At 66.5% G+C, this 26,561-nt stretch carries 24 protein-coding genes, 1 tRNA gene and 1 other RNA gene; 9 read left to right on the plus strand and 17 right to left on the minus strand.

Annotation, left to right across the window (positions count from 1 at the left end; all coding sequences use genetic code 11):
- Positions 1-3: 3 nt before the first annotated feature.
- The 6 genes from ASG64_RS08835 to ffs all read right to left on the minus strand — a co-directional run bounded on the left by ASG64_RS08835 (position 4) and on the right by ffs (position 6,662).
- Complete coding sequence (locus tag ASG64_RS08835) at positions 4-1,215, minus strand: acetyl-CoA C-acetyltransferase (protein WP_042575023.1); 1,212 nt, start codon at positions 1,213-1,215, stop codon at positions 4-6.
- A gap of 175 nt (positions 1,216-1,390) precedes the next feature.
- Positions 1,391-3,538: a DNA polymerase III subunits gamma/tau gene (locus tag ASG64_RS08840; protein WP_056072133.1), complete on the minus strand. Its 2,148-nt coding sequence runs from the start codon at positions 3,536-3,538 to the stop codon at positions 1,391-1,393.
- Between the two features lie 46 nt (positions 3,539-3,584).
- Positions 3,585-4,169 carry an HhH-GPD-type base excision DNA repair protein gene (locus tag ASG64_RS08845; protein WP_056072136.1) on the minus strand — a complete coding sequence of 195 codons (585 nt, stop codon included), beginning with the start codon at positions 4,167-4,169 and terminating at the stop codon, positions 3,585-3,587.
- A 96-nt stretch (positions 4,170-4,265) separates the two neighbouring features.
- On the minus strand, positions 4,266-5,156 hold the full coding sequence (locus tag ASG64_RS08850; RefSeq protein ID WP_056072138.1) for a type IV toxin-antitoxin system AbiEi family antitoxin domain-containing protein: 891 nt from the start codon (positions 5,154-5,156) through the stop codon (positions 4,266-4,268).
- Between the two features lie 83 nt (positions 5,157-5,239).
- A complete protein-coding gene (locus tag ASG64_RS08855; RefSeq protein WP_056072141.1) occupies positions 5,240-6,526 on the minus strand; it encodes an aminotransferase class I/II-fold pyridoxal phosphate-dependent enzyme in 1,287 nt (428 codons plus the stop codon).
- A 41-nt stretch (positions 6,527-6,567) separates the two neighbouring features.
- An RNA gene (gene ffs / locus ASG64_RS21225) (signal recognition particle sRNA small type) lies at positions 6,568-6,662 on the minus strand.
- 82 nt (positions 6,663-6,744) lie between these two features.
- Between ffs and ASG64_RS08860 the strand changes: the two genes are divergently transcribed.
- Positions 6,745-6,829, plus strand: a tRNA-Ser gene (locus tag ASG64_RS08860).
- Between the two features lie 43 nt (positions 6,830-6,872).
- On the opposite strand, the gene ASG64_RS08865 is transcribed toward ASG64_RS08860, so the two are convergent.
- Positions 6,873-7,022, minus strand: coding sequence for a hypothetical protein (locus ASG64_RS08865; RefSeq protein WP_156388305.1), 150 nt, complete (start codon positions 7,020-7,022; stop codon positions 6,873-6,875).
- 35 nt (positions 7,023-7,057) lie between these two features.
- Positions 7,058-7,960 carry a DUF2797 domain-containing protein gene (locus ASG64_RS08870; RefSeq protein WP_235579525.1) on the minus strand — a complete coding sequence of 301 codons (903 nt, stop codon included), beginning with the start codon at positions 7,958-7,960 and terminating at the stop codon, positions 7,058-7,060.
- A gap of 33 nt (positions 7,961-7,993) precedes the next feature.
- On the opposite strand from ASG64_RS08870, the gene ASG64_RS08875 reads away from it, so the two are divergent.
- Positions 7,994-8,533 (plus strand): hypothetical protein, encoded by a 540-nt coding sequence (locus ASG64_RS08875; protein WP_056072151.1) that lies wholly within the window; start codon positions 7,994-7,996, stop codon positions 8,531-8,533.
- Between the two features lie 141 nt (positions 8,534-8,674).
- Positions 8,675-9,577 carry an alpha/beta fold hydrolase gene (locus ASG64_RS08880; RefSeq protein ID WP_235579526.1) on the plus strand — a complete coding sequence of 301 codons (903 nt, stop codon included), beginning with the start codon at positions 8,675-8,677 and terminating at the stop codon, positions 9,575-9,577.
- A gap of 56 nt (positions 9,578-9,633) precedes the next feature.
- On the opposite strand, the gene ASG64_RS08885 is transcribed toward ASG64_RS08880, so the two are convergent.
- Positions 9,634-11,016: an MFS transporter gene (locus tag ASG64_RS08885; RefSeq protein WP_056072154.1), complete on the minus strand. Its 1,383-nt coding sequence runs from the start codon at positions 11,014-11,016 to the stop codon at positions 9,634-9,636.
- A 128-nt stretch (positions 11,017-11,144) separates the two neighbouring features.
- Here ASG64_RS08885 and ASG64_RS08890 point away from each other — a divergent pair, with 128 nt between their 5' ends.
- From ASG64_RS08890 to ASG64_RS08905, 4 genes are all read left to right on the plus strand, one after another.
- Positions 11,145-12,101, plus strand: a complete 957-nt coding sequence (locus ASG64_RS08890; protein WP_235579527.1) for a LysR family transcriptional regulator — start codon at positions 11,145-11,147, stop codon at positions 12,099-12,101.
- Positions 12,098-12,985, plus strand: coding sequence for a tRNA glutamyl-Q(34) synthetase GluQRS (gene gluQRS / locus ASG64_RS08895; RefSeq protein WP_056072161.1), 888 nt, complete (start codon positions 12,098-12,100; stop codon positions 12,983-12,985). The genes ASG64_RS08890 and gluQRS overlap by 4 nt, the downstream gene beginning before the upstream one ends.
- A 106-nt stretch (positions 12,986-13,091) precedes the next feature.
- Entirely contained in the window at positions 13,092-13,775 is a 684-nt protein-coding gene (locus tag ASG64_RS08900; RefSeq protein ID WP_042575033.1) for an RDD family protein, read from the plus strand.
- Between the two features lie 76 nt (positions 13,776-13,851).
- Complete coding sequence (locus tag ASG64_RS08905; RefSeq protein WP_056072163.1) at positions 13,852-14,595, plus strand: queuosine precursor transporter; 744 nt, start codon at positions 13,852-13,854, stop codon at positions 14,593-14,595.
- Between the two features lie 88 nt (positions 14,596-14,683).
- Here the strand turns inward: ASG64_RS08905 and tgt are convergent, their stop codons facing one another.
- The 7 genes from tgt to ASG64_RS21570 form a co-directional block, all read right to left on the minus strand.
- Positions 14,684-15,913 (minus strand): tRNA guanosine(34) transglycosylase Tgt, encoded by a 1,230-nt coding sequence (tgt, locus tag ASG64_RS08910; protein WP_056072165.1) that lies wholly within the window; start codon positions 15,911-15,913, stop codon positions 14,684-14,686.
- Positions 15,910-17,793 carry an ABC transporter ATP-binding protein gene (locus tag ASG64_RS08915; protein ID WP_235579550.1) on the minus strand — a complete coding sequence of 628 codons (1,884 nt, stop codon included), beginning with the start codon at positions 17,791-17,793 and terminating at the stop codon, positions 15,910-15,912. Before ASG64_RS08915 ends, tgt begins: the two co-directional genes overlap by 4 nt.
- Before the next feature lie 47 nt (positions 17,794-17,840).
- On the minus strand, positions 17,841-19,574 hold the full coding sequence (locus tag ASG64_RS08920; protein ID WP_056072169.1) for an ABC transporter ATP-binding protein: 1,734 nt from the start codon (positions 19,572-19,574) through the stop codon (positions 17,841-17,843).
- A 54-nt stretch (positions 19,575-19,628) separates the two neighbouring features.
- Complete coding sequence (locus tag ASG64_RS08925) at positions 19,629-21,944, minus strand: MMPL family transporter (protein ID WP_056072171.1); 2,316 nt, start codon at positions 21,942-21,944, stop codon at positions 19,629-19,631.
- 50 nt (positions 21,945-21,994) lie between these two features.
- Positions 21,995-22,633: a TetR/AcrR family transcriptional regulator gene (locus ASG64_RS08930; RefSeq protein ID WP_052493279.1), complete on the minus strand. Its 639-nt coding sequence runs from the start codon at positions 22,631-22,633 to the stop codon at positions 21,995-21,997.
- A 93-nt stretch (positions 22,634-22,726) separates the two neighbouring features.
- Positions 22,727-23,299, minus strand: a complete 573-nt coding sequence (locus ASG64_RS08935) for an antibiotic biosynthesis monooxygenase (RefSeq protein ID WP_042575040.1) — start codon at positions 23,297-23,299, stop codon at positions 22,727-22,729.
- A 30-nt stretch (positions 23,300-23,329) separates the two neighbouring features.
- A complete protein-coding gene (locus tag ASG64_RS21570; RefSeq protein ID WP_156148910.1) occupies positions 23,330-23,467 on the minus strand; it encodes a hypothetical protein in 138 nt (45 codons plus the stop codon).
- Positions 23,468-23,843: 376 nt separating this feature from the next.
- Between ASG64_RS21570 and ASG64_RS08940 the strand changes: the two genes are divergently transcribed.
- Together ASG64_RS08940 and ASG64_RS08945 are read left to right on the plus strand one after the other, a co-directional pair.
- Entirely contained in the window at positions 23,844-24,905 is a 1,062-nt protein-coding gene (locus tag ASG64_RS08940; protein ID WP_056072175.1) for a fatty acid desaturase family protein, read from the plus strand.
- Positions 24,906-24,947: 42 nt separating this feature from the next.
- Positions 24,948-25,934 (plus strand): sterol desaturase family protein, encoded by a 987-nt coding sequence (locus tag ASG64_RS08945; RefSeq protein WP_056072178.1) that lies wholly within the window; start codon positions 24,948-24,950, stop codon positions 25,932-25,934.
- On the opposite strand, the gene ASG64_RS08950 is transcribed toward ASG64_RS08945, so the two are convergent.
- Positions 25,847-26,530, minus strand: a complete 684-nt coding sequence (locus ASG64_RS08950) for a YceI family protein (protein ID WP_056072180.1) — start codon at positions 26,528-26,530, stop codon at positions 25,847-25,849. The two genes, ASG64_RS08945 and ASG64_RS08950, sit on opposite strands and share 88 nt — an antisense overlap.
- Positions 26,531-26,561 lie beyond the last annotated feature (31 nt).

A 26,561-nucleotide genomic window follows, 5' to 3' on the forward strand; every position in this document is an offset into this window, starting at 1 on the left:
TCCTCAGACTCGCTCGATGATGGTGGCCACGCCCATGCCGCCGCCGATGCACAGGGTGATCAGCGCGTAGCGCCCGTTGCGTCGCTCGAGCTCGTCGAGGACGGTGCCGGTGATCATGGCGCCCGTGGCACCGAGGGGGTGGCCCATGGCGATGGCGCCGCCGTTGACGTTGAGCTTCTCGCCCGGGATCTTCAGATCGCGCTGGAAGCGGAGCACCACGGACGCGAACGCCTCGTTGAGCTCGAACAGGTCGATGTCGTCGACCGTCAGCCCGGCCGCGGCCAGGACCTTCTTCGACGCCGGCGTCGGGCCGGTCAGCATGATGGTGGTGTCGGCGCCGCTGGTTGCGGTCGCGACGACGCGCGCACGGGGAGCCATGCCCATCGACTTGCCGGCGTCCTCGCTGCCGACGACGACGAGTGCAGCACCGTCGACGATGCCGGACGAGTTACCGCCGGTGTGCACGTGATCGATCTTCTCGATCCAGTGGTACTTCTGCAGCGCGACGTCGTCGAAGCCGCCCATCGCGGCGATTCCCTCGAACGCCGGCTTCAGCTTGCCCAGCGACTCGACAGTCGTGCCCGGACGCATGTGCTCGTCGTTGTCGAGGATCAGCAGGCCGTTCTGGTCGGTGACCGGAACGACGGACTTGGTGAAGTAGCCACCCGACCATGCAGCAGCGGCGCGCTCCTGCGACTGCGCGGCGTAGGCGTCGACGTCCTCACGGGTGAAGCCCTCGATCGTCGCGATCAGATCGGCGCCGATTCCCTGAGGAGCGAAGTAGGTGTCGTAGTTGGTCTGCGGGTCCATCGCCCACGCGCCGCCGTCCGAGCCCATGGGCACGCGCGACATCGATTCGACGCCGCCGGCGATGACCAGCTCGTCCCACCCGGACCGCACCTTCTGTGCGGCGAGGTTGACGGCTTCGAGGCCCGAGGCGCAGAAGCGGTTGAGCTGGAAGCCGCCGACCGTGTCGGGCATCTTCGCGGCGAGGACCGCCGTGCGAGCGATGTCCGCGCCCTGGTCGCCGACGGGCGAGACGACACCGAGGATGAGGTCGGAGATCCGATCCTCGTCCATGTCGGGGAAGCGACGGCGGAGCTCGTCGATCAACCCGGTGACGAGCGAGATCGGCTTGACCGAGTGCAACGACCCGTTCTTGCCCTTGCCTCGCGGCGTCCTGATGGCTTCGTAGATATATGCCTCTGTGGTCACTGCGCAGAGTTCCTTCCGACGTGAGATGGGCAGCACGGCGGATACAGGCACCGGCGCCCACGAGGTACAGACCTCGACGCCACTCACCATAAGCACGAAAAGGCGTGGCGGAAAGGACCGAAACGAGCGCGCAGTATGACACCGGGGACGGTGTTCGCGGGCCCTTTCGAGAGGGTCAGATCTCCTTGAGCGGGGTGGCGCCCAATTCGGACTGCAGCAGCTCCAGCGCGACCTCGTCCGGATCGCGCCGCGTCGACGGATCGACAGGCTCCTTGGCCTGCTTCATCAACTCTTCCTGCTCCTCCGGGCTTTCCGGGGGCGGAGGACCGTCGTACGGATCGGGGCTGCCCGGGTCGTCCGGATAGTCGGGCTCCTCTGGCGGAGGCGGTATGTCGTCGTCGGTCGGCCGCGACGCCGCGGACGGGCGGGCCGTCGAGGTCGGGGCCGGTTGCGGTGCGGCTCGGCTGGGGCGCGAGAAGCGAGGAGCGTTCGATGCAGGACGTTCCGGTGTCGCCGTGGCGGGCGCCGGGGCGGCTGCGCGCACCGAGCCGTCCCCGGCCTCGCAGATGACGGTCCAGTCCACACCGAACACATCCCGCAGAGCGTCCTTGATCACTTCCGCGTTCCTCGGTTCCACCAGCCTCTTCGCCAGCGGCGCCGAGTCGTGACCCAGCACGATCGCGCCGTCTCCGACGGACTTCACCGTCGCACCCGACAGCATCACCTCGACCGTGCGACTGCGCTCACGGACCTTGGTCCGCACCTCGGACCAGACCGCGCGCACGGCAGCCACATCGGGTCCGGCCGTGTCGGGTTCCGGAGCCGCGGTGGGCTCGGGTTCCGGGGTCGGCTCGGGCTCGGGTTCCGGGGTCGGCTCGGGCTCGGGTTCGGGCTCGGGTTCGGGTTCCGGGGTCGGCTCGGGTTCCGGGGTCGGCGTCGGCTCGGGTGTCGGCACGGACTCGGGCTTCGGTGTCGGCACGGGCTCGGGGGTCGGCTCGGGCTGTGGTGTCCGCTCTGGCGCAACAGGTTTCGCGGCCACCTCGGGTGCGGGCGCCGGTTCGGGTGCTCGCTCGGACGGCCGTCGGAAAGTCTGCTTGTGGGCCGTCGCCTCGAGCCGGTCCTGCTCGTGACCTGCCTCCACGGCGGCGGCTTCACCGGCGGGAAGCGTAACGTCGAGGCGACGCTCCAACCGCTCGATACGCTGCAGCACAGCACTTTCCGCGTCGGACGCAGCGGGAAGAAGCATGCGCGCACACATCACCTCGAGGAGCAGGCGGGGCGCCGTCGCGCCGCGCATCTCACCGAGACCGGCGTGCACCGTCTCCGCGTACCGCGCCAACGTGGCGGGACCGATGCGCTCGGACTCGTCGCGCATGCGCTCGATCATGTCCGCGGGCGCGTCGATAAGACCGCGCTCCCCCGCGTCGGGAACCGCTCGCATGAGGATGAGGTCGCGGAGACGCTCGAGCAGGTCGACGGCGAACCGACGCGGATCGTGTCCGGCGTCCATGACTTTCTCGACGGTGCCGAACAGCGCGGCTCCGTCCTGTGCGGCCAACGCGTCGACGGCCTCGTCGATCAGCGCGACGTCCGTGACGCCGAGCAGCATGAGCGCGCGGGCGTACTGCACACCCTCGTCGCCCGCGCCGGCGAGCAACTGGTCCAGCACGCTCAGGGTGTCACGGGGCGAACCGCCGCCGGCGCGAATGACCAACGGGAACACAGCATCCTGGACGGTGACATGCTCTTCCGCGCAGATACGTTCCATCAGTCCACGCATGGCTGCCGGAGGCAGCAGTCGGAACGGGTAGTGGTGTGTACGGCTACGGATGGTCGGCAGAACTTTCTCCGGCTCCGTCGTCGCGAACACGAAGATGAGGTGCTCCGGCGGCTCCTCCACGATCTTGAGCAGCGCGTTGAAGCCCGCCGTGGTGACCATGTGCGCCTCGTCCACGATGAAGACGCGGTAGCGGGACTCCGCCGGGGCGTAGAAGGCCCGATCGCGCAGTTCACGGGTGTCGTCGACGCCGCCGTGGCTGGCAGCATCGAGCTCGATCACGTCGAGGTTGCCGGGACCACCGGGCGCCAGCGCCACACACGACCCGCAGACGCCGCACGGAGTCGACGTCGGACCTTCCACACAGTTGAGCGAGCGCGCCAGGATGCGCGCGGAGGACGTCTTACCGCAGCCGCGAGGACCGGAGAACAGGTAGGCGTGATTGATGCGCTTGGAGTCGAGTGCGACGGACAGCGGCTCGGTGACATGCTCCTGCCCGACCACTTCCGCGAACGTCGCTGGACGGTATTTCCGGTACAGGGCCACGCGAGAGAGAGTACCGACGCCGACCGACAGATCGGTCGGCGGGAACCTACGACCCCGCGCTCTCCTTCGCCGCCTTCTTGGCAGCCTTCTTGAACTCGCGGACCTCACCCAGTGAGCGGGCGTCGACCACGTCGGCAATCGACCGGCGCGACCCGTCGTCGCCGTAGGAACCCGCGGCGTCGCGCCAGCCCGTCGGCTCCACACTCATCTGCTTGCCCAGCAGTGCGAGGAAGATCCGGGCCTTCTGATCGCCGTACCCGGGCAGCGCCTTCAGTCGCTTCAGCACTTCCTTGCCGTCCGGATCGCCCTCCGTCCAGATGGCGTCGGCACGGCCGTCCCAGGTGTCCACGATGAACGAGCACATCGACTGGATCCGCTTACCCATCGATCCCGGGTAACGATGCACCGCGGGCGGGGTGGAGCAGATGGCGAGAAAGTCGTCCTCGGGCATCTCGGCGATCGCGCGCCCGTCGAGCGACCCGATGCGATCCACCAGCTTCTTCGGCCCGGCGAACGCAGATTCCATCGGCACCTGCTGATCGAGCAGCATCCCGATCAGGAGCGCCAGGGGCTCGGAAGAGAGCAGTGCGTCGGCGTCGGGGTCTCCCACCAGGTGCAGCGTCGTTGCCATGAATCGAGTGTTTCATGCGTTCGAGCGGTTCCCGCAACGCTTCCGGCAACCTGCATCGGTTGCAGCCGTTGCAGGTTGCCGGAACCGTTGCAGGAATCAGATCCCCAGGACGTCACGAAGCCGAAGCGCGAGACGGTCGTCGGTGAGGTCCTTCCACATCCATCGTTGGACGTTCCACCCAGCTGCTCGCAACGCGTCTTCCCGAAGCTTCTCCTGCACGACCACCTCGTCGGAGGATTGCATGCCGCGGGTGTACTTCGCCATCCCGTCGAACTCCCCGATGACGCCGGCGTATTTCCACAGCAGATCCGGCCGGTACGTATGGGCACCGACGGCGATCTCGACCTGCAAGTCCGGCACCGGCAGTCCGTGACGATCCAGGTAGACCCTGCTTCGGGACTCGCCGACGCTCTCGCTCCGCCCGTCCATGAAAGCCACCGCGCGCCGCGCACGAGCGATCCCGCGGCGACGGCTGCACCGCCCGAAAGCTTCGTCGATCTCGCGAGACGTGATTCCGCCGAGACGCAGGGCCGAGTCACCCACACACACCGCTTCTTCGAAAGTCAGCGTGCACGCCAGATCGGCCACCGTCCGAGCGGGTGTCGTGACGCGGACGCCGCCGACGAGCTGCACGTCCTCCTCGTCGAGTCGGGTCGCATGTCGCCACCTAGTACTACCGCGGCGACCCCCGCCGGAACCATCGACGCTCACGTGGACCGCCGAAGGAGCACCGTTCCACAGCGACAGTCCGAGTGCCAGAGCAGCGGATTCGTGGCTGAGCGCGAGATCTTCGCCGCCGGCCTTCAGCGTGGCGTGGGCCATCAGCAGATGACGCTCCTCGAGCGTTGCATCAGCCAATGCACCTCGGGATGCGTACCAGCCGCGGCGCACAGGGGTGATGGCCCCGGATCGCCGTGCGCGTCGGATCTCCGCGTCGGCTATCCCACGAGAAGCGAGGTCTCGGCGGGCGAACAGCTCTTCGGTCACCTGCTCATCGTCGAACAGAACGCCGATCCGTGCGTTCGGCTATCCACAGGCAGGCCACACGCAACGGTGAGAACCCGTACGAACTACTCGGAGAGCAGCTTCTCGGTCGCAGCGAGAAGAACACAGGTCGCGACGCCGTCCATCGCCGCGGCCAGCTCGTCCGTCGACGGGAAGCTGGGGGCCAGGCGGATGTTGCGGTCGTTCGGGTCCCGCTTGTACGGGAAGGCGGAGCCTGCGCCCGTCAGCGCGATGCCCGCGTCCTTGGCCAGCGAGATGGTGCGCGCAGCGGTGCCGTCGAGCACGTCGAGGCTGACGAAGTAACCGCCGTCGGGCTCGGTCCACGATGCGACCTTCGAGGCACCGAGCCTGTCGTCGAGGATTTCCTGGACCATCGCGAACTTGGGCGCGAGGATCTCGCGGTGCTTGGCCATGTGCGACCGCACTCCGTCGGCGTCGCCGAAGAAGCGCAGGTGACGGAGCTGGTTGAGCTTGTCGGGGCCGATGCTCTTCTTGCCGTAGTGGCCCAGGTACCAGTCGAGGTTCGCGGTGGACGCTCCGAGGAAGCTGACTCCTGCACCCGCGAAGGTGACCTTGGACGTCGACGCGAACACGTACGGCCGGTTGGCGTGGCCCGCGTCCGCCGCGAGCCCGAGGACGTCGTACGACGGTGGGAGCTGCTCGACGATGGGGTGGACGGCGTAGGCGTTGTCCCAGAACAGGCGGTAGTCGGCGGCCGCGGTGGGCATCGTGGCCAGGGCGCGCACCACCTCTTCCGAGTAGACGGCGCCGGTGGGGTTCGCGTAGTTCGGCACGCACCACATGCCCTTGATCTGCGGATCGCCCGACACCAGGCGCTCGACCTCGGCGATGTCGGGACCGTCCGGGTTCATCGTCACCGGGATCATCTCGATGCCGAAGCTCTCGGTGATGGCGAAGTGCCGGTCGTATCCGGGGCTGGGGCAGAGGAAGCGGACGACGGGTTCGGCGGCCCAGGGACGCACGGAGTCGACGGTGCCGTGCAGCATTCCCCACACCACCAGGTCGTGCATGATCTCGAGGCTCGCGTTGTTTCCCGCGATCAGGTTCGCGACCGGGATGTTCAGGAGCTCGCCGAAGATGGCGCGCAGCTCGGGGAGGCCCTGGAGTCCACCGTAGTTGCGGCAGTCGGTTCCCTTGCCGTCGCGGTAGTCCTCACCGGGCAACGTCAGAAGGCCGGCGGCGAGGTCGAGTTGCTCGGGAGAAGGCTTTCCACGAGTGAGGTCCAGCGACAGTCCGCGGCCCTTCAGGGCGTCGTACTCGGTCTTGCGCTTCTCGTGCTCCGCTGCCAGCTCGTCGGGGTTCATCAGTCCGAGTTGAGCTTGGCCGGTCATGGCGAGGAGGGCCTTTCGAGGCGACTGCGCGTGGCGGGAAGTTAAGGGGACCCCGCGCACCCGGCAGAGCCCGTTGACCCTTGCTGCCTTCCGGCCCTGGGGGAGTTCACAGGATGCGCGCCGCGCGGGATCCGTGGACGAGTCTAGCCACATCCCCCGCGCACCACCGAACCGACCCGATTCGTCTCCAAGGGGGGGTCGCCGGTAAGGTAGCCGACGGAGGATTCGCCTAGTGGCCTATGGCGCTCGCCTGGAACGCGGGTTGGGTTAACGCCCTCAGGGGTTCAAATCCCCTATCCTCCGCAGAGAAAGACCCCCGTGCACTGCACGGGGGTCTTCTTCGTTCTCACTCCCTGTCCAGCACCCAGGTCACCGGAGCCGGGTCGAGCCCTTCCACGACGCCGGCGGCCCAGGCCTCGGCGGTGGAGATGTCCTCGTGGTCGGCAGTGGCCAGGACGGTGTCGTTGCTGGTGTCACGCACTCGGTAGGTCGGCATGACTGTCGGATGCCACACGGCGTGCACCGACAAACTCAGAACAGCGCTTCCTGCATCGCGGGGAGCGCCGTCTCGAAGTCGCCCCTCTCGATGCGCCGCCCGCGCAGTCTCGACAGGTCGGCCACGTAGAGCGAGTCCGGGTCTTCGGACACCGTGGCCCCGACGGCGGAGCCGACGCACCACCGCACCGTCAACCCGTGTGCTCCGACGGCGGTGTCGAGCGGATACGCGGTCCGTCGCCCGTCGAAGACTCCGTCCCGCGCGGGGGCCTGCCACTGCTCGTCGACGATGCGGAAGTCGTCGTCGGAGAAGTCCGATCCGAGATCCGCCAGCACCTCGCGCGCCGCCGCGGCCGCATCGGCGTTCGCACGATCGAGGCGCGACAGGTCGACGGGACGGGTGAGGCCCGCAGCCTTGGCGGACGCGCGGACCGCCTGCCGGAGCCCCGCCGTGTCCGTCATCGCATCTTCGAGATGTCGGACCACTCTGCCGTCGACTGCTCGCGCGACGTACCGTCCGACGACAGCTCCCTGTTCGGTCAGACGCCCCCATTTTCGGGGGTCGGCGGCGGTCCCCACCTTGTCGGTCCCGTCGGCGAACGTTGCGACGTACAACCAGTGCGGCTGCATCACAACGCTTTCCAGTCCCTTCGACAGGAAGTCCTGCCGATGCACGATGTGGACGAACCGGAAGGGGTCCGCCGCGACGCACGCCTCGCAGTGCACCCCGGAGGTCGCCCGCGCCGAGTTCGGGCACGCCACGGGACCCGCATCACCGCGGCGTCCGATGCACCACAGCACGCCGGGGGCGTCGACCGCCCGGTACCGCAGCGAGGCCCCGGTGACGGGCATCGTGGTCATCCGGCCCGTCGAGACGTCGGTGAGTCCCAGCAGCGGCTCGTCCCGTGGCCAACTCACGCCGCGAACCAACTCGACCACGTACGTCTCCTCTCGACCTGGCACTCTTCGACCATGCGCGCACCCGGATTCGTCAGCTCCGCCTATCACCGCGTGACGACACGGAAGGGTGGGCTGCTCCCCCGGCACCGCGCATCTGCACGATTGTCCGCCTATGTCTACGGCAACATTCTGGTGATGACCGTCGTGGTCGCGGCGAGCCCGGGGTCCATCGGAGGAGGTTCGGCGGCGTTGTTGGTGCTCGGGACGACGGTCACGACGTTCCTCGCCCACGTCTTCGCGGACGCCGTGGCGGCGGGCACTGTCGACGACGACTCGGTGGACATGCGCGCGGAGTTGCGCGACACGGTGCCGATCGCGTCGTCCGGTGTCGCGCCGTCCTTCCTTCTGGCCCTTGCCTGGCTCGATGTGCTGCCCGGTGCCCTCGCACAGGCCGCCGCCGGGGCGTTGGTGACTCTGCGCATCGCCTCGATACCCGTGGTCGCCGAGCGTCTGCGGGGGCGGAGTCCGTCGTTCCGCCTGGTCCTGGCGGGTATCGGGACCGCTGTCATCGCCGCCGTGGTGGTGGCCGTGAAGGTCTATCTGACGCACTGAGCACGTCGTTCGCCGGACAAACGTCTTGTGACGAACACCGCCCGTCCACACGTAATGTCTGGCATCACATGGCTCCGGAATGGCGCATCCACGCCGGATGCAGTGCACACTCGGAAGAGTTGTACTACGGAGGGATCTCCCATGGCGGCACTCGATACCGCACAGCCGGACATGCAGACATTCAGTCTGCACGGCAACGACATGAAATACCTGGACATCGGAGACGGCCCGACGGTCATCCTGATCCACGGCCTACTGGGTTCTCATCACAACTGGGAACCTCAGGTCGACATGCTGTCGCGTCGATACCGCGTGATCGTCCCGGACCTGTTGGGTCACGGTGAGTCCGACAAGCCGGCCGGTGACTACTCCATCAGCGCCCACGCGGCCAGCGTCCGCGACTTGCTGCACAGCCTCGACATCTCGTCCGCGACGTTCGTCGGCCATTCGCTCGGCGGCGGCATCGCGATGCAGACCCTCTACCTGTTCCCCGAACTGGTCGAGCGCATGGTGCTCATCGCGAGCGGCGGCCTCGGCCCCGAGGTGAGCCCGCTGCTCCGCGCCGCGACTCTCCCCGGTAGCGAGTTGGTGCTCCCGCTGATGGCCAACCGCACGGTTCGCGGACTGACCGACCTGGCGATCGACGGTCTGGACAAGCTCGGACTGCCGCTGATGAGCGCAAGTTCCACCGAGGCGTGGCGCAGTTTCGGGTCGGTCCAGGATGCCGGAACGCGTCGCGCGTTCCTGGCGACGGCGCGCTCGGTGATCAGCTTCCGAGGCCAGACCATCAATGCCACTCCGCACTTCGCCAATTTCCCCAACATCCAGGCGATGCTCATCTGGGGTGCGCGCGACAGCATCATCCCCAACTCCCACACCGAGAACGCGCGGGCCGAGCTACCGCAGGGACGGGTCGAGATCTTCGAACGCGCGGGGCATTTCCCGCACCTGGACAATCCGGACCGCTTCGAGCGCGTGTTCGCCGAGTTCATGCGCGACTGCGAGGCGCAGACGCCACGGCCGAGGCTGGTCGCGAAAGCCTGACCACGACAGAACGCCCTCTCCCGATCCGGGAGAGGGCGTTCTTGCGTTACACGGACCTACTTGGCGATGCCGACCTTTGCCAGTTCTGCCTCGGTGGCCAGGTTCTTCGCGTCGGCGATGTCGATGCTCTCGAGCGCGATGCCCTTGGTCTCCCGCGCCACGACCACGGCGATGAGGGTGATCAGGGTGGCGCCCGCCAGGTACCAGGCGATGGGCACGGACGAGCCGTACACGTCGAGCAGCTTGACCGCGATGATCGGCGCGAGCGAGCCGGCGACGATCGACGTCACCTGGTAGCCCAGTGACACACCGGAATACCGCATACGCGTCGGGAACATCTCGGACATGATCGCCGGCTGCGTGGCGTACATGAAGGCGTGGAAGACCAGGCCGATGATGATCGCCAGCATGATGACGACGTTGTGGCCGCTGTTCATCATCGGGAACGCGAAGAACCCCCACGTCCCGGCGGTGATCGCACCGACCATGTACACCGGACGGCGGCCCACGGTGTCGGCCAGTCGACCGACCAGCGGGATCACCGCGAAGTGGACGGCGTGCGCGACGAGCATCCACCACAGGATGGTGCTGGTGTCCGTTCCCACCTCGACCTTGAGGTAGGTGATGGAGAAGGTGACCACCAGGTAGTACATGACGTTCTCACCGAAGCGCAGCCCCATCGCGGTGAACACGCCACGCGGGTACCGCTTGACGACCTCGAAGACGCCGTACGACGCGGCCTTGATGACCTCGGCCTGCTTCTGGGCCTCGACGAAGATCGGGGCGTCGGTGACCTTGGTGCGGACGTAGTAGCCGACGAAGACGATGACGGCGGACAGCCAGAACGCGACACGCCAACCCCAGCTGAGGAATGCCTCGTCGGACAGTGTCGTGGTCAGAACCAGCAACACCACGGTGGCCAGCAGGTTTCCACCGGGAACACCGGCCTGCGGCCAGCTCGCCCAGAAACCGCGGCTCTTGTTCGGGCTGTGCTCGGCGACCAGAAGTACCGCGCCACCCCACTCTCCGCCGACGGCGAAGCCCTGGATGAAGCGCAGCAGCACCAGCAGCGCCGGCGCCCAGTAGCCGATCTGGTTGAACGTCGGCAGACATCCCATGAGGAACGTCGCGGCACCGACGAGCACCAGGGAGAACTGGAGCAGCTTCTTGCGTCCGTACTTGTCACCGAAGTGACCGAAGACGATGCCGCCCAGCGGTCTCGCGACGAATCCCACCGCGTAGGTGACGAACGCGGCCAGGATGGCGTCGAGTTCGCTCGTTCCCTCCGCGAACATGATCTTGCTGAACACGAGCGTCGCCGCCGTGCCGTAGAGGAAGAACTCGTACCACTCGACCACGGTGCCCGCCATGGATGCGGCGACCACCTTCCGCAGACCCGACGGTTCCTCCTCGCGGTCCACTCTGTCGACAACCGACATGACATTCTCCTTGCTGAGTCTCCGGCACCCGGATAGTGATCCACGGCACACGCTGGGTTCAGTATCGACGCAGATCACCGGAGATCACAATGGCCGCGAACGCAGTACGAGACTGCAAAGATGCACACATGACCCCGATCGGCAGTTCCGCACCCCACGGTCGGCCGTCTCTGCCCAGTGCCGACGATCTCCTGGTGCTCCTCGCCGTGGGACGCAGCGGACGCTTCACCGCGGCGGCGGACAGTCTGGGCGTCAACCACACCACCGTGTCGCGCCGCATCGCGTCGTTGGAGAAGTCGCTCGGCGGCCGAGTGCTGGTCAAGACGTCGGGTGGGTGGGAACTGACCGACCTCGGACGAGGCGCCCTGCGCGCGGCAGAGACAGTGGACGGAGTCGTCCGCGGGTTGGTGGACCCCGCCGGGGCGTCGCTGAGAGGTGTCGTCAGGATCTCGGCCACCGACGGCTTCAGCGCGTACATCGCCGCTCCCGCCGCGGTCCATGTGCAGGAACGCCACCCGGACATTGCTGTCGAACTGGTCGCCGCCACTCGTCGAGCGTCGCAACAACGGTCGGGAATGGACATCGAGATCGTCGTCGGGACACCGCACGTCCACCGCGCCGAGGCCCTGCATCTCGGCGACTACTGCCTCGGTCTCTACGCCACCCGCGAGTACCTCGACAGCCATGGCGACGTCACCACCCGAGCCGACCTGTCCGGACATCCGTTGGTCTACTTCGTGGAATCTATGCTGCGTGTCGACGATCTCGACCTGGCGCGATCCGTCGGCGGCGACGCCGACTCCACCGACGTTCCCGTCATGCGCAGTTCGGTCAGCTCGACCAACGTGTTCGTCCATGTCGAGGCCACCCGCGCCGGGGCGGGCATCGGTCTGCTCCCGTGCTTCATGGCCGACCGCCACGACGACCTGGTCCGAGTGCTGCACTCAGAGGTCACGGTGACGTTGGCGTACTGGCTGGTCGCTCGGAGCGAGACACTGCGTCGGCCCGAGGTCGGGGTCGTCGTCGACGCGATGAGGGCGTTGGTCACGGCGCGCAGTGCCGAACTGCTCGGACGGGCGGAATGACGGGAGCCGGCCGATACGCACCGAGCCCGTCCGGCGATCTCCACCTCGGCAACCTCAGGACCGCTGTCCTGGCCTGGCTCTTCGCCCGCAGGACGGACCGATCGTTCGTCCTGCGCGTCGAGGATCTGGACCGCGTCCGGGAGGGTTCGGAAGCGCGCCAACTTGCCGATCTGGCCGCACTGGCCGTGGACTTCGACGGCCCCGTGCTGCATCAATCGGATCGACGAGATTCCTATGCGGCGGCCATCGAGTCTCTGCGCGCGGACGGTCGGGTGTACGAGTGCTTCTGCACCCGGCGGGAGATCCAGCAGGCTGCGTCGGCACCGCATGCGCCGCAAGGCGCCTACCCGGGAACCTGCCGTCATCTGTCCGACACCGAACGCGCGCAGCGCAGAGCCGAGGGTCGACGCGCTGCGCTGCGGTTGAGAGCCGACGTCGACACGTACACGGTCCACGACGCACTGGCAGGCGAGTACACCGGAGTCGTCGACGACCTCGTCCTGCAACGCACCGACAAAGTGCCCGCCTACAACCTTGCCGTCGTCGTCGACGACGGCTTCCAGGGTGTGGACCAGGTCGTCCGCGGCGACGACCTTCTCGCGTCGGCTCCCCGCCAGGCCTACCTGGCAGGCCTGCTCGACATCCCCGAGCCGACGTACGTGCACGTCCCGCTCGCCCTGGGGCCCACGGGTGCGCGGCTCGCGAAGAGGGACGGCGCCGTGACGTTGCGAGACCGCCTGGACGCCGGTGAATCCGTGCAGGACGTCGTCGAGATGATCGCGGCGTCGATCGGAACGCCGGGATGTCGCAGTCTCGACGACATCGCCGGTCGATGGACTCCGACACTGCTTCCGCGAGATCCGTGGTTCGTGGCGTTTCCCTGATCGGTACCGCTTCGCAACAGGACATGGCACACCGTCGGGGGCATTTCGGACGTAGGGTGGCCGCGACAGTTCTGCACGTCTCATCCCCTCGTACGAGAAGGACACCATGACCACAGGCGGTTTCGACCCGAACAAGGACCCGCAGAACCCCGGTGGCTACCCGCCGCCCAGCCAGGGTTCGTACCCGCCGCCCCAGCAGGGCAACTACCCGCCGCCGCAGCAGGGTGGATTCACTCCGCCTCAGCAGGGCTCGTACCCGCCGCCGCCGCAGCAGGGTGGCTACCCCCAGCAGGGCGGTTACCCCCAGCAGGGCGGCTACCCGACGCCTCCCCAGTTCGACAACAGCGGGTTCGGCGGACAGCCGGCCGGCGGCCGGCCCGGTAGCCTCGGCATCCGTCTCGGTGCCCGCATCATCGACGGGATCATCGTCGGAATCGTCGCGCTGATCCTGGCGGCCATCTTCGGAGCCACCGACAACATCCTGGTCACCGGGCTGTTCTCCGGTGTTCTGACGTTCGCCTACTTCGTCGGCCTCGAGGTCAGCCAGGGCGCGACGCTGGGCAAGAAGATCCTCGGGCTCCAGGTTCACGGACCCGCCGGTGCGGCACGTCCGAGCCTGCAGCAGTCCGCGATCCGCAACGCCTTCACGCTGCTGAACGTCATCCCGTTCCTCGGCGGCCTGCTCGCGTTCATCGCGGTGATCGTCATCGCCGTGACGATCAACTCGAGCCCCAGCAAGCAGGGCAAGCACGATCAGTTCGCCGGCGGCACCCAGGTCGTCAAGAAGTAACACCGTTCGCGGCGCCTCGGGCGCGGATCCCTCGCGGGATTCGCGCCCGTCGTCGTCTCGGTGCTTGGATCGACCGGTGACTGCAACCAACTCCACTGCCACCGACGGCGACACTCCGTCTGGACAGGCCTCGTTCGCCCACATCAGCCGGGGCTTCTACCCCGCCATCGTCGCTCTTTTCGTGGCGGTTCTGCTGATCTCGAACGTGGCCGCCAGCAAGGGTGTCGCCTTCTTCGCCTCGTCCGACGTCTCGCTCGGGCCTTTCCAGGTGCTGCCGATCAACACCGACGGCGCCTTCTTCCTCTTCCCCCTCGCCTACATCCTCGGTGACGTCCTCAGCGAGGTGTACGGCCTCAAGGCGACGCGCCGCGCCATCTACCTGGGCTTCGGATCGCTCCTGCTCACCTCGGTGTGCTTCTGGATCGCGATCGAACTCCCCGCGGCCTCGTTCTACGAGAACCAGGCAGCACTCGAGACCGTCGTCGGCGTCGTGCCCCGTCTGGTCCTCGCCGGACTCGCCGGCTACACCGTCGGACAGCTGCTGAATTCCATCGTGCTGGTGAAGATCAAGGAACGCACGAAGGAGAAGCACCTGTGGGCCCGGCTCATCGGGTCGACCGTCGTCGGCGAATTCTTCGACACACTGATCTTCTGCAGCATCGCAGCCGGCGTCATCGGCATCACGACGGGCGCCGACTTCGTCAACTACGTCATCGTCGGCTTCCTGTGGAAGACCCTCGTCGAGGTGCTGGTCCTCCCCATCACCTACGCCGTGATCGCGTACATCAAGAAGCGCGAGCCGACCTACTCCCCGGACTGACCCCACCCCCGCCCCCGCGAGTACGTCGATACTGTCGCTGTCGAGCACGACATCACGACACTATGGACGTACTCGCGGGGAGTTTTGGTCATGAATAGAAGCGCGCCAGCGTGTCCTTCTTGAACTCCTGGAAGCGCCCGTCGCGGATGGATGCGCGGATGTCGTCGACCAGCTTCACCGTGAAACGCTCGTTGTGGATCGTCGCCAAGGTCGAGGCCAGCATCTCCTTCGCCTTGAACAGGTGATGCATGTAGGCGCGTGTGTAGTGCGCGCAGGTGTAGCAATCGCACTCGTCGTCGATCGGGGTGAAGTCGCGTCGGAAACGCGCGGTGTTGATGTTGAATCTGCCGTCCGGGGTGTAGATCGCCGCGTTCCGCGCCACTCGTGACGGGTTCACGCAGTCGAAGGTGTCGGCGCCGTTCTCGATGGCGACGAAGAAGTCGTCCGGCTCGCTGATGCCGAGCATGTGTCGCGGTTTGTGTTCGGGCAGTTCCTCGTTCACCCATCGGACGATCGTGCCGAGGTTCTGCTTCTCCAATGCGCCGCCGATTCCGTAGCCGTCGAAACCGCGCCCGGTCTCACCCACGATGGTCTCGAGATCATGTGCCGCTTTCCGACGCAGATCCTCGTACTGCGCACCCTGCACCACACCGAACAGCGCCTGGTACGGCTTGCCGACGCGTTCCGCCGTCAGCCGCTCGTGTTCGGCGATGCAGCGGACAGCCCACGCCTGGGTCCGGTCGAGCGACTGTTCCTGATACGCACGGGTGTTCATCAGCGTCGTCAGCTCGTCGAAGGCGAACATGATGTCCGCGCCGAGCTGGTGCTGGATCTGCATCGACACCTCGGGGGTGAAGCGGTGGCGTGACCCGTCGAGGTGGGACTTGAACGTGACCCCGTCGTCGTCGACGTGCGCGAGGCGTTCCTTGCCCTCGGCGATCACGTCGTCGGACTGGACGCGGCTCGCATCCATCGAGATGACCTTCTTGAATCCCACGCCGAGCGACATGACCTGGAACCCGCCGCTGTCGGTGAACGTCGGGCCGTCCCAGTTCATGAACTTCCCGAGACCGCCCGCGTCGTCGACGATGTCGGAGCCCGGCTGCAGGTACAGGTGATAGGCATTGGCCAGAACCGCTTGTGCCCCGAGCTCTTTCATCGATTCGGGCAAAACCGCCTTGACGGTCGCCTTGGTTCCGACGGCGATGAACGCCGGGGTCTGGATCTCGCCGTGCGGGGTCCGCAAGGTGCCGGTGCGACCGAGGTGGTCCTCGATCCGGTCCTCGACGGTGAAGAAGTTCTCGCTGGGCTGACTCACGCTCCCATCGAACCAGACGCCAGCTGCTGCTCCTGCAGGCCGGACGCACTGAGCCGGTGGTAGGCACCGCGCGCCGCGATGAGCTCGTCGTGCGTGCCCTTCTCCACGATGGACCCGTTCTCCATCACGAGAATGAGATCGGCGTCGCGGATGGTCGAGAGTCGGTGTGCGATAACGAAACTCGTGCGATCGCTGCGCAACGCGGCAGTCGCCTTCTGCACCAACAACTCGGTGCGGGTGTCGACGGAGCTGGTGGCCTCGTCGAGGATCAGCACGGCCGGATCAGCCAGGAATGCGCGAGCGATGGTGATGAGCTGCTTCTCACCGGCGCTGACGTTGCTGCCTTCCTCGTCGATCACGGTGTCGTAGCCGTTCGGAAGCGAGTGGACGAAGCGGTCGACGTAGCTGACCTGCGCGGCTTCCATGATCGACTCCTCGGTGGCGTCGGAGTTGCCGTACGCGATGTTGTCGCGAATGGTGCCGCCGAACAGCCAGGTGTCCTGCAGGACCATGCCGGTCCGCGATCGCAGAGTCGCCCGCGTCATGTCCCGGGTATCGACGCCGTCGAGGGTGATGGACCCGGAATCGATGTCGTAGAACCGCATCACGAGGTTGACCAGGGTCGTTTTACCGGCACCGGTTGGACCGACGATCGCCACCATCTGGCCGGGCTCGGCCACGAACGACAACCCGTCGATGAGCGGACGCTCGGGTTCGTAGCGGAACGAGACGTCGGCGAACTCGACGCGCCCGCTGCGTGTGGTGGGCTCGACCGGCTCGGCGGGATCGGCACCCTCTTCCTCCGCGTCGAGGATTTCGAAGATCCGCTCGGCCGAGGCGACACCGGACTGCAGCAGGTTGACCATCGAACCGATCTGCGTCAGCGGCTGAGTGAACTGGCGCGAGTACTGGATGAACGCCTGCACCTCACCGAGACTCAGCGTTCCCGACGCGACGCGCAACCCGCCGACGACGGCGATGGCCACGTAGTTGAGGTTGCCCAGGAACATGATGGCGGGCATGACGATTCCGGAGATGAACTGCGCGCGGAAGCTCGCCTGGTAGAGCTCCTCGTTGCTCTCGTGGAACACGCGAGCGGTCTCGCGCTGGCGACCGTAGGCCTTGACCAGCTCGTGTCCGGTGTACGCCTCCTCGACCTGCGCGTTGAGCGACCCCGTCTGCTTCCACTGGGCGATGAAGTGCGGCTGCGACCGCTTCGCGATCACCGTCGTCACCACGATCGACAGCGGAACGGTGAGGATGGCGACGAGCGCGAGCAGCGGCGAAATCCACAGCATCATCCCCAGGATCCCGAGGACGGTGAGCACCGAGACGATCAACTGGCTCAGCGTCTGTTGGAGACTTTGCGAGACGTTGTCGATGTCGTTCGTGACGCGGGAGAGCACGTCGCCGCGCTTGTGAGAGTCGAAGTAGCGCAACGGCAACCGATGGATCTTGGTTTCGACGTCGGTGCGCAGTCTCTTGATCACACGCTGCAGCGCGATGTTCAGGATGTACCCCTGGATCCACGACAGCAGGGCGGAACCGAGGTAGAGCGCCAGCACGATCATGAGCACGGATCCGACGGCGTCGAAGTCGACACCGCGCCCGGGCACCACGTCCATGCTCGACACCATGTCGGCGCGGGTGCCGTCACCGGCGGCGCGGAGGCCGTCGACGACCTGGTCCTTGGTCAGCGAGGGATCCAACGACCGGCCGACGATGCCGTCGAAGATCAGGTTGGTGGCCCTGCCCAGGATGTTCGGGGCCAGCACGGTGAGGACGACGCTGGCGATGGCGAACACGAGAACGATCGAGAGCAGCATCCGCTGCGGGACGAGCCGTCGCAGAAGACGCTTGACCGACGGACCGAACGTCATCGCCTTCGTGCCGGGAGCTCCGGGACCGGGAGGTCCTCCGGGCCGCGTCACGAGACACCTGCTGCGGTGCGCTGCGAGTCGACGATCTCCGCGTAGGTCGGACATGTCTCGAGCAACTCGTCGTGAGTGCCGAGTCCGACCATCCTTCCGTCGTCGAGGACGACGATGCGGTCGGCATCACGGATGGTGGACACGCGCTGTGCGACGACGATCACGCAGGCATCGCGGGTGATGGGGCGCAACGCCTCCCGGAGATTCGCATCGGTCGTCAGATCCAGCGCCGAGAACGCGTCGTCGAAGACGTAGATGCTCGGACGGCGGATGATCGCGCGGGCGATGGCGAGCCTCTGACGCTGCCCGCCGGAGACGGTGGTGCCACCCTGGGCGACCGGGGTCTCGAGTCCCTCGGGCATGTCGCGGACGAAGTCGGCGGCCTGCGCGATCTCGAGCGCCTCCCACATCTCGGCCTCCGTGGCGTCCTCCTTGCCGTATCGGAGGTTCGAGGCGATGGTGCCGGAGAACAGGAACGGCCGCTGCGGGATCAGGCCGATCTCCGCTCGCAGGACTTCCGGATCCAGTTCTCGCACATCGGTTCCGCCCACACGTACCGTTCCGTCCGTCGTATCGATGAGTCGGGGAACGAGATTGACCAGGGTCGTCTTACCCGAGCCGGTACTGCCGATCACGGCGGTGGTGGTTCCGGCGTCGGCGCGGAACGACACATCGCAGAGCACCGGGTAGTCGGCGGCGGGGTACGCGAAGCCGGCGCCGTCGAACTCGACGGTCGACGGTGCCGACGCGAAGCCGATCGGCTTCGCCGCGGGGACGACGGAGGAGTCGGTGCCCAGCACCTCCATGATCCGCTCGGCGCAGACGCTGGCGCGCGGAATCATCATCGCGATGAACGACGCCATGATCACCGACATCAGGATCTGCATGATGTAACTGAGAAGCGCTGTCAGAGAACCGATCTGCATGCGACCCTCGTCGACGGCGTGGCCACCGAACCAGATCACGGCCGCGCTGGTGACGTTGCTGATCAGCATGACGACGGGGAACATCAGAGCCATCAAACGACCGACCTGCAGCGCGGTCGCGGTGAGGGCGGTGTTCGCGTCGTCGAAACGCTCGGCCTCGTAGGGCTCGCGGACGAAGGCGCGGACCACTCGGATACCGGTGATCTGCTCGCGCAGAACACGGTTCACGGTGTCGATGCGGGTCTGCATCACCTTGAACGCCGGCACCATCCGGACGACGACGAAGCCCATGCTGACGGCAAGCAACGGGACGGCGATACCCAGCAGCCAGGACAGTCCGAAGTCCTCGCGCAGCGCCATGACGATGCCGCCGACGCACATGATGGGTGCCATCACCAGAATGGTGCAGCCCATCAGGACCACCATCTGGACCTGCTGCACGTCGTTGGTGTTGCGGGTGATCAATGACGGTGCGCCGAAGGTCCCGACCTCACGGGCGGAGAACGTACCCACCCGGTCGAGCAGCGCTCCGCGGATGTCGCGACCGGCCGCCATGGCCGCTCGCGCTCCGAAGTAGACGCCGCCGATCGAACAGGCGATCTGCACGGCCGACACCAGGAGCATGAGGGTGCCGGTCGACAGGATGTAGCCGGTGTCGCCCGTCGTCACGCCGTTGTCGATGATGTCGGCGTTCAGACTGGGCAGGTACAGCGAGGCCACGGTGGCCACGAACTGCAGCACCACCACGCCCGTCAGCGGTCCCCGGTACGGGGCCAGGTAACGACGGAGAAGTGAAATCAACACGTCGTGCTTCCTTCCTTCAGGGCGGACGGGTCGTGGTGGGTGCAGGTCATCGGATCACAGCGTATTCGCCGGTACCCGCTCGTCGGTCGGCCTCGTGAGCTTCTCGCCCTCGATGTCCACGTTCGGCAGGATCTTGTCCAGCCACTTCGGCAGGTACCAGGCCTTGTCGCCGAGCAGCGCCATGACCGCGGGGATCAGGATCATGCGGACGATGAAGGCGTCGAAGAACACGGCGGCCGCGAGAGCGAAGCCGATGGACTTGATGAACGAGTCCGGCTCGAGCATGAACGCTGCGAACACCGAGATCATGATGACCGCCGCGGCCGCGACGACGCGGGCGCCGTATTTGAAGCCCGTGACGATGGCGTCGCTCGCGTTCGCGCCGTGGACGTACGCCTCCCGCATCCGGGACACCAGGAAGACCTGGTAGTCCATCGCGAGTCCGAAGACCACACCGATCAGGAAGATCGGCATGAAGCTGACGATGGGCTGCGGGTTGGAGATCAGCCCCAGTCCGCCTTCCTGGAAGATGAAGACGGTGGCACCGAAGGTGGCGAGCACGCTGAGCAGGAAGCCCAGTGTCGCCGTCAGCGGCACCAGGATCGACCGGAACACGACCATGAGCAGCAGGAATGCCAGTCCGACGACGACTGCGAGGTAGGGGATCAGGGCCTTCTGGAGCCGATCCGAGACGTCGATCTCGAGCGCGGTCTGGCCTGTGACGCCGTAGGTGACGCCGTACTCGGATTCCAGACCACCCTGGGCGTCGCGCAGCGCGGTCACCAGGTTCTGCGTGTCCTCGCTGATCGGTGAGCTCTTGGGAGTCACCGACACCAGGGCGGTGTCGCCCGCCGGGTTGAGCCCGGCCTGCTGTGCGTTGGTCACGTCGGGTTCCGCCGCCGCCTTGTCGACGACAGCCTGGAAGGCCGCCGTCCGATCGGCCTCGGGGACGTTGCTCGCGTCCACGACCATCAGCAGCTGACCGTTGCGTCCCGGGCCGAAGCCCTGGTCGACCAGGTCGTACGCCTCACGAGCGGGGGTACCCGGCTCGGCGGTGGCCACCGACGGAAGCGCCAGTCGCAGCGACGTCATCGGACCGGCGATGACACCGAGGATCACGACGCCGACGATGAGGACCAGTGCGGGACGCTTGATCACCATGCGCACCCACCGCAGACCGTTGGTCGGCTTGTCGTCGTGCTCCGGGTCCGGGACGGTGCGGATCTTGCCGGCGAAGGCCTTCTTGCCGAACAGACCGAGCACCGCGGGAAGCATCGTCAAGGCGACGAGGACGGCGACGAACACGCCGAAGCCCGCGGCGAGACCCATCTGCGAGAGGAACGGGATGCCGACGACGCGGAGGGCGACCAGGGCGATGAGCACGGTGGTTCCGGCGAAGACGACGGCGCTTCCCGCGGTACCGACGGCGCGTGCGGCGGCCTCTTCTCGGTCGTCCGTCTCGCTGAGCTCGTTGCGGAAGCGGGCGACGATGAAGAGGGAGTAGTCGATGGCGACGGCGAGACCGATCATGATGGCCAGGATGGGCGTGAACTGCGTGAGTTCCGCGAAGCCCGATGCGGTCGTGATGGTCAGGCTCGTGACGCCGATTCCGACGATGGCGGTGATCAGCGGCAGTCCGGCGGCGACCAGCGATCCGAACATGACGACGAGGACGACTGCGGCGACGGCGAGGCCGATGAGTTCGGCACTACCCCCGGGAGGTTCGTTGGCCTGCATCGCGCTTCCGCCGATCTCGACGGTCAGCCCGGCGTCCCGCGCCGGCTGCGCTGCCTCGTCGAGCTGCGTGCGCACGTCTGCGGTGACGTCGGTGACGGTGCCGGACAGCGGAACCTGCAGGATTCCGATGGTCTTGTCGGGTGAGAGCGGAGACACGGCGGCGGCGTTCGCCGCGGAGACATCGGGGGCGAGACCGGCCTCCGCGTACTGATCGACGATCGCTTGGTTGCCGGCGATCGGATCGAGGAGCGGCATGGCACCCTCGGGCACTGGGCCGGCGTCGGGATCGGCCTTCGCCGTGTCCTTCACCGCGGCGATCCCGCGGATGTTCGCGATGACGCTGTCGATGGCCGCGGTGTTCTCGGGCGAGTCGAGCGTGGTTCCGGAGGGGGCCTGGAACACGTACTGAGCGCTGGCGGACGTCAGCGGATCCTCACCGCCGCCGAATCGCTCCTTCTGCAGATCCAGCGCTGCCTGAGCGGGGGTACCGGGAATGGAGAACGAGGTGCTCGTCGGACCGGACAGCGTGGCTGCACCGATTCCCGCCAGAACCAGGATCGCGAGCCAGATCGGCAGCACGATGCCTTTCCGACGGTACGAGAACCGTCCTATGCGATACAGGAAGGTGGCCATGGAAGTTCTCCTCGTTCGGGTGTTCGTGCTGGTGACGGGCGGGTGCGTGATCAGTCGGGCGGGAGCGGGGTGGAGCCGGTGAGCGGTTGCCGGAGTCCGCATTCGAGCTGTTGCATCGCGAGACGAACCACCTCACCGGCGGATTCCGCTGTGGTGGAACCCTTCTCGGATGCCTCCGCGAAGAAGGCGAGTGCGGCGCTGACGATGGCACCCACTGCGGCCTGCACCAGCGAGGGGTACAGGTCGCGGTCGGGATCGAGCCCGGTGCGCCGAGCGACGGCTTTCTTGAACGCTGCCGAGAGCGATCGGTCGAACTCGAGTTTCTTTGCCAACAGCGCCGGCGACTCCTCGACGAACCGTGCGATCGCGACGGTCTCGGTGAGCTCTCGTTCCGGATCGTCGACGATCTGGAAGACGATGGCGCGCACCGTATCCCAGAAGTCCTCGTCCTGCGGACGGTGCTCGATGAGGTCCACCCACTCGAACGCTGCCTGCTCGAGGTAGTACAGCGCCGCTTCTTCCTTGCTGGAGAAATAGTTGTGGAACGTGCGCGTCGACACCCCCGCGTCGCGGGCGATCGCCTCCGCGGTCACGGTGTCGAAACCCTGTTGCCGACCGAGGCGGATGGCGGCAGCACTCAACGCTGCACGGGTCTCCGCCTTCTTGCGGTCACGTAGTCCGGAACTCACGGGATCCACAGTACGGAAGTTGCGCGAGTCGGCAAGTTTGCAGTGACGTGCACTTTTGTGACGCTCACCACGCAGAGTGCAGGTTTCAGTCGATCAAGGAGTGAGCCATCGCTTCACGCGGGCCGTGATGAACGGAAGAAGCACGTACACCATGACAGGGGTGCTGACGAGGGTGATCAGGAGAGTTCTGACGACGAGACCGAGCGAAAGATACTCGGACACAAGAAAGTTCATGACAAGCGACAGGGGGAAGAACGCCGACCAGATGACGATCGCCTGCTTCCAGCGCGGCGGCGGAGCACCCACCACTCGCACGGCGTCGGTCAAGGTCGACTGTGGTTCGAACCACCCTTCGACACCGGTGAGGCGATGCGTCACATGGTCGTCGGCGACGCCCACGCCGCGAGCAACCCACGCCCGGCGGAACGGTGAGGACAGCCACTCCTGGAGGTGTGCGTCCGAATCGAAGCGGTAGAGCACGTAGTACTCGTACGGGTCCGCGGACGAGCGCAGCCATCCGCCTCCGAGGAAGCCGTCGAACGTGCGGAGGACGCTGATACCTGCGTCGGTCCACGCAACGAAGTCCTGCTCACGACCCGGCGTGATCCGGCGTGCCACCGACGTGGTGACCGCGGAACCCCGCGGCGAGTCGTGTGTGTCGGTCATGTCGAGCCAGAGTCGGCAGTGCGCCCGCGGTCAGGACTTCTCGGAGAAGAGCTGCCCGTAGACGGGTGCAGTGGCATTGGCGGCGTCACGCGCGGCCGACGTCGCGGGAGCCTCGACGGGCTCGGAGTCGGCGGTGACGGGTGCGAGGAAAAGTGAGACGGGTTCCATGAAAAACCCCTTCTATGGAGAGCGGACGAGCAGATCGTCGAACAGAGTCCCCCGCGACAAGAAGTGCGGAGGGGGTGGTCACAGTGTCGGGTAATCCGACTACGGGAGTCGCAGGATCGACCGCGGACTCTTCGCTGTACCTATGTTGCACCCTACTCCACGACGTCGACACCACCCGCCTCGCGACACGCACATGGGGAACGGACTGGTGAACTGTGCACTGCAGAGCCGGAAACTGGATCGTCGGACTGTCGACGCCGTGGCCTCCCTGTGCCACACTTGTGACGCAGGCGTGACCTCTTACTTCGTGTGCGCACCCGACTGCCAGTGACCGACAGCCGTGGAACGAAGAGTCCACAGGAAACCGAGGTAGCCAGTGTCCGTCACCTCCGAACGGCCCCGTGACAAGTTCATCAGCTCGTACACCGAGCTGTCCGTCGCGGTGCGCGCCTCCGGCCTGATGGAGCGACGCCGGGGTTTCTACATCTCGCGCATCTTCGCGACCGTCTTCGCCTTCTTCGCGGTCTGGGTCGGCGCCTTCCTTCTCGGCGACTCCTGGTGGCAGCTCGGCCTCGCGGTCGTCCTGGCTCTCGTCAGCACTCAGTTCGGCTTCCTCGGCCACGACGGAGCACACCGTCAGATGTTCGACTCGTCCAAAGCCAACGAGTGGACGGCGCGGATCCTGTCGGGAACGTTCGCCGGGCTGTCCTTGCACTGGTGGCAGGGCAAGCACAGCAAGCACCACAATGCGCCGAACCAGATCGGCAAGGACCCCGACATCGGCAACGGGCCGATCGCCTTCGTGCCCGAGTACGCCGCCGGCAGGACCGGCATCTACGGGGCGCTGACTCGTCGTCAGGGCTGGCTCTTCTTCCCGCTCCTGACTCTCGAAGGCGCGGTGCTTCATATCGCGAGCGTGCGAACGTTGCTGGGGTCCAAGGAGATCAAGTACCGCAAGCTAGAACTCGGCTTGATCGCACTGCGGCTCACCGTCGGATTCGTGTTGCCGTTCCTGGCCATGCCCGCAGGCCTGGCCATCGGATTCATCCTCGTCCACCTCGGCGTCTTCGGCGTCCTGCTGGGTGGATCGTTCGCGCCCAACCACAAGGGCATGCCGCTGGTACCCGCCGGCGTGAAGGTCGACTTCCTGCGGCGCCAGGTCCTGATGTCGCGCAACGTCGACGGCGGACCGGTCACCGACTTCATGATGGGCGGTCTGAACTACCAGATCGAGCATCACCTGTTCCCGAGCATGCCGCGGCCCAACCTGAAGAAGGTCCGGCCGATGGTTCGGGAGCATTGCGAGAAGCACGGCGTCACCTACACCGAGACCTCGCTGGTCCGGTCGTACGGCATCGTCGTCCGCTACCTCAACGCGGTCGGGCTCTCGCACCGCGATCCGTTCGACTGCCCGCTGGTGCGCACCTACCGAGGCTGAACTACACGCAATGGTGTGACCGCGATCACGTAGAGTGTTGCGGTGATCGCAGACGTGTGGAACTCCCTTCCGGGGCCTCTCCGGGACCCGGTGGCACTGGCGGTGCCCGCTTTCCTCGTCCTGCTGGCACTGGAGTGGACCGCGGCAGTGATCCTGGAACGTCGAGGCGCCTCGGAGCCGACCGACGCAGCCGACAGGCCAGGGCGCGGGACCTACCTCCGCGCCGACGCCCGCGCGTCCATCTCGATGGGCCTGGTCTCCATCGTCACCACGACGGTCTGGAAAACCGTTGCCCTACTGGGATATTCGGTCATCTACGCGTATGTCGCGCCGTGGCACCTACCGTCCGACCAGTGGTACACGTGGGTCGTCCTGCTGCTCGGTGTCGACGTGCTCTTCTACTGGTACCACCGCATCGCGCACCGCACGCGCGTCATCTGGGCGACGCATCAGGCTCATCACTCCAGTGAGTACTTCAACTTCAGTACCGCCCTGCGGCAGAAGTGGAACAACAGCGGCGAGATCGTCATGTGGCTGCCCCTGCCCCTCCTCGGCATCCCGCCGTGGATGGTGTTCACGGGCTTCGCCATCAACCTCGTCTACCAGTTCTGGGTGCACACCGAACGTATCGACCGCATGCCACGGTGGTTCGAATTCGTCTTCAACACCCCGTCCCACCACCGCGTGCACCACGGGAACGACAAGGAATACCTCGACAAGAACTACGCGGGAATCCTGATCGTCTGGGACCGGATGTTCGGAACCTATGCGCCCGAGACCTTCCGTCCGCACTACGGCTTGACGACGCCGGTGAACACCTTCGACATCCTGAAGCTCCAGACACACGAGTACGCCGCCATCGCACGGGATGTGCGAACGGCGGCGACCCTCCGTCAGAAACTCGGATACGTGTTCGGTCCTCCCGGCTGGGCACCGGAGCGTCAGGCCGCGGCGAGCGTGACCAGGAAGTCGACGGAGCCGGCCGGGTCGACCGTCACGAACCCGAGCGACGGCGGCTCGATGCCGTAGTCGGCCCATGTCGCCGGAATGCTTCCCGACGCCACGATGGTCTCACCCGAGCGCAGGACCTGCGTGTCCACGCTGACGTCGCGGGTCTGCCCCTTCAGAGTGAGGGTGCCGTCCATCGTCACTGTCGCGGTGGTTCCGTCCGTGGGCACCGAGGACAGGTCGACGGGTGAGGTGACGGTGAACGTGGCTGTCGGATTGGCTGCCACGTCGAAGATGTTCCCGCGGAACTGGTTGTCCCGGCGGTCGCTGTCGGTGGTGATCGTGGCCGTCTGCACGACGATCTCGCCGGCCGTGAGCTGCTGATCGGCAATGGTCGCCGATCCACTGACGTCCGGCGTGGTGCCGACGACGGTCACGTCGGTGCCGTTCAGCACCTCCGCGACCGTGTATCCGGCGGACGTCCGGTTGGCGTCGTCACCCGGCGTGACGGTCCACCGACCGTCCAGATCACCGGTGGCGGCCACCGCCCCGCTGGTGGAGACCGACGCCGCCGGGTCGCTGCTCTCCAACGAGGAGTAGATGCGAGGTCCGACGACCAGGGCGACGATCGCGAGCACCACGACGACTGCTGCGGCAATCCACCACTTCTTCTTCATGGGGAAAACTTTAGTTGTCGCTTCAACGCCC

Origin of the sequence: Rhodococcus sp. Leaf247 (assembly GCF_001426185.1) — a bacterium.
GTDB lineage: Bacteria > Actinomycetota > Actinomycetes > Mycobacteriales > Mycobacteriaceae > Rhodococcoides.

Excerpts from the sequence above, each read along its gene's own strand:
- ASG64_RS08875 (WP_056072151.1), top strand. The coding sequence starts at position 7,994 with ATGCGCGCACCCGGATTCGTCAGCTCCGCCTATCACCGCGTGACGACA.
- ASG64_RS08890 (WP_235579527.1), top strand. The coding sequence starts at position 11,145 with ATGACCCCGATCGGCAGTTCCGCACCCCACGGTCGGCCGTCTCTGCCC.
- ASG64_RS08935 (WP_042575040.1), bottom strand. The coding sequence starts at position 23,299 with ATGACCGACACACACGACTCGCCGCGGGGTTCCGCGGTCACCACGTCG.
- ASG64_RS08885 (WP_056072154.1), bottom strand. The coding sequence starts at position 11,016 with ATGTCGGTTGTCGACAGAGTGGACCGCGAGGAGGAACCGTCGGGTCTG.
- ASG64_RS08925 (WP_056072171.1), bottom strand. The coding sequence starts at position 21,944 with ATGGCCACCTTCCTGTATCGCATAGGACGGTTCTCGTACCGTCGGAAA.
- ASG64_RS08900 (WP_042575033.1), top strand. The coding sequence starts at position 13,092 with ATGACCACAGGCGGTTTCGACCCGAACAAGGACCCGCAGAACCCCGGT.
- ASG64_RS08950 (WP_056072180.1), bottom strand. The coding sequence starts at position 26,530 with ATGAAGAAGAAGTGGTGGATTGCCGCAGCAGTCGTCGTGGTGCTCGCG.
- ASG64_RS08845 (WP_056072136.1), bottom strand. The coding sequence starts at position 4,169 with ATGGCAACGACGCTGCACCTGGTGGGAGACCCCGACGCCGACGCACTG.
- ASG64_RS08855 (WP_056072141.1), bottom strand. The coding sequence starts at position 6,526 with ATGACCGGCCAAGCTCAACTCGGACTGATGAACCCCGACGAGCTGGCA.
- ASG64_RS21570 (WP_156148910.1), bottom strand. The coding sequence starts at position 23,467 with ATGGAACCCGTCTCACTTTTCCTCGCACCCGTCACCGCCGACTCCGAG.
- gluQRS (WP_056072161.1), top strand. The coding sequence starts at position 12,098 with ATGACGGGAGCCGGCCGATACGCACCGAGCCCGTCCGGCGATCTCCAC.
- ASG64_RS08915 (WP_235579550.1), bottom strand. The coding sequence starts at position 17,793 with ATGACGTTCGGTCCGTCGGTCAAGCGTCTTCTGCGACGGCTCGTCCCG.
- ASG64_RS08865 (WP_156388305.1), bottom strand. The coding sequence starts at position 7,022 with ATGCCGACCTACCGAGTGCGTGACACCAGCAACGACACCGTCCTGGCC.
- ASG64_RS08880 (WP_235579526.1), top strand. The coding sequence starts at position 8,675 with ATGGCGGCACTCGATACCGCACAGCCGGACATGCAGACATTCAGTCTG.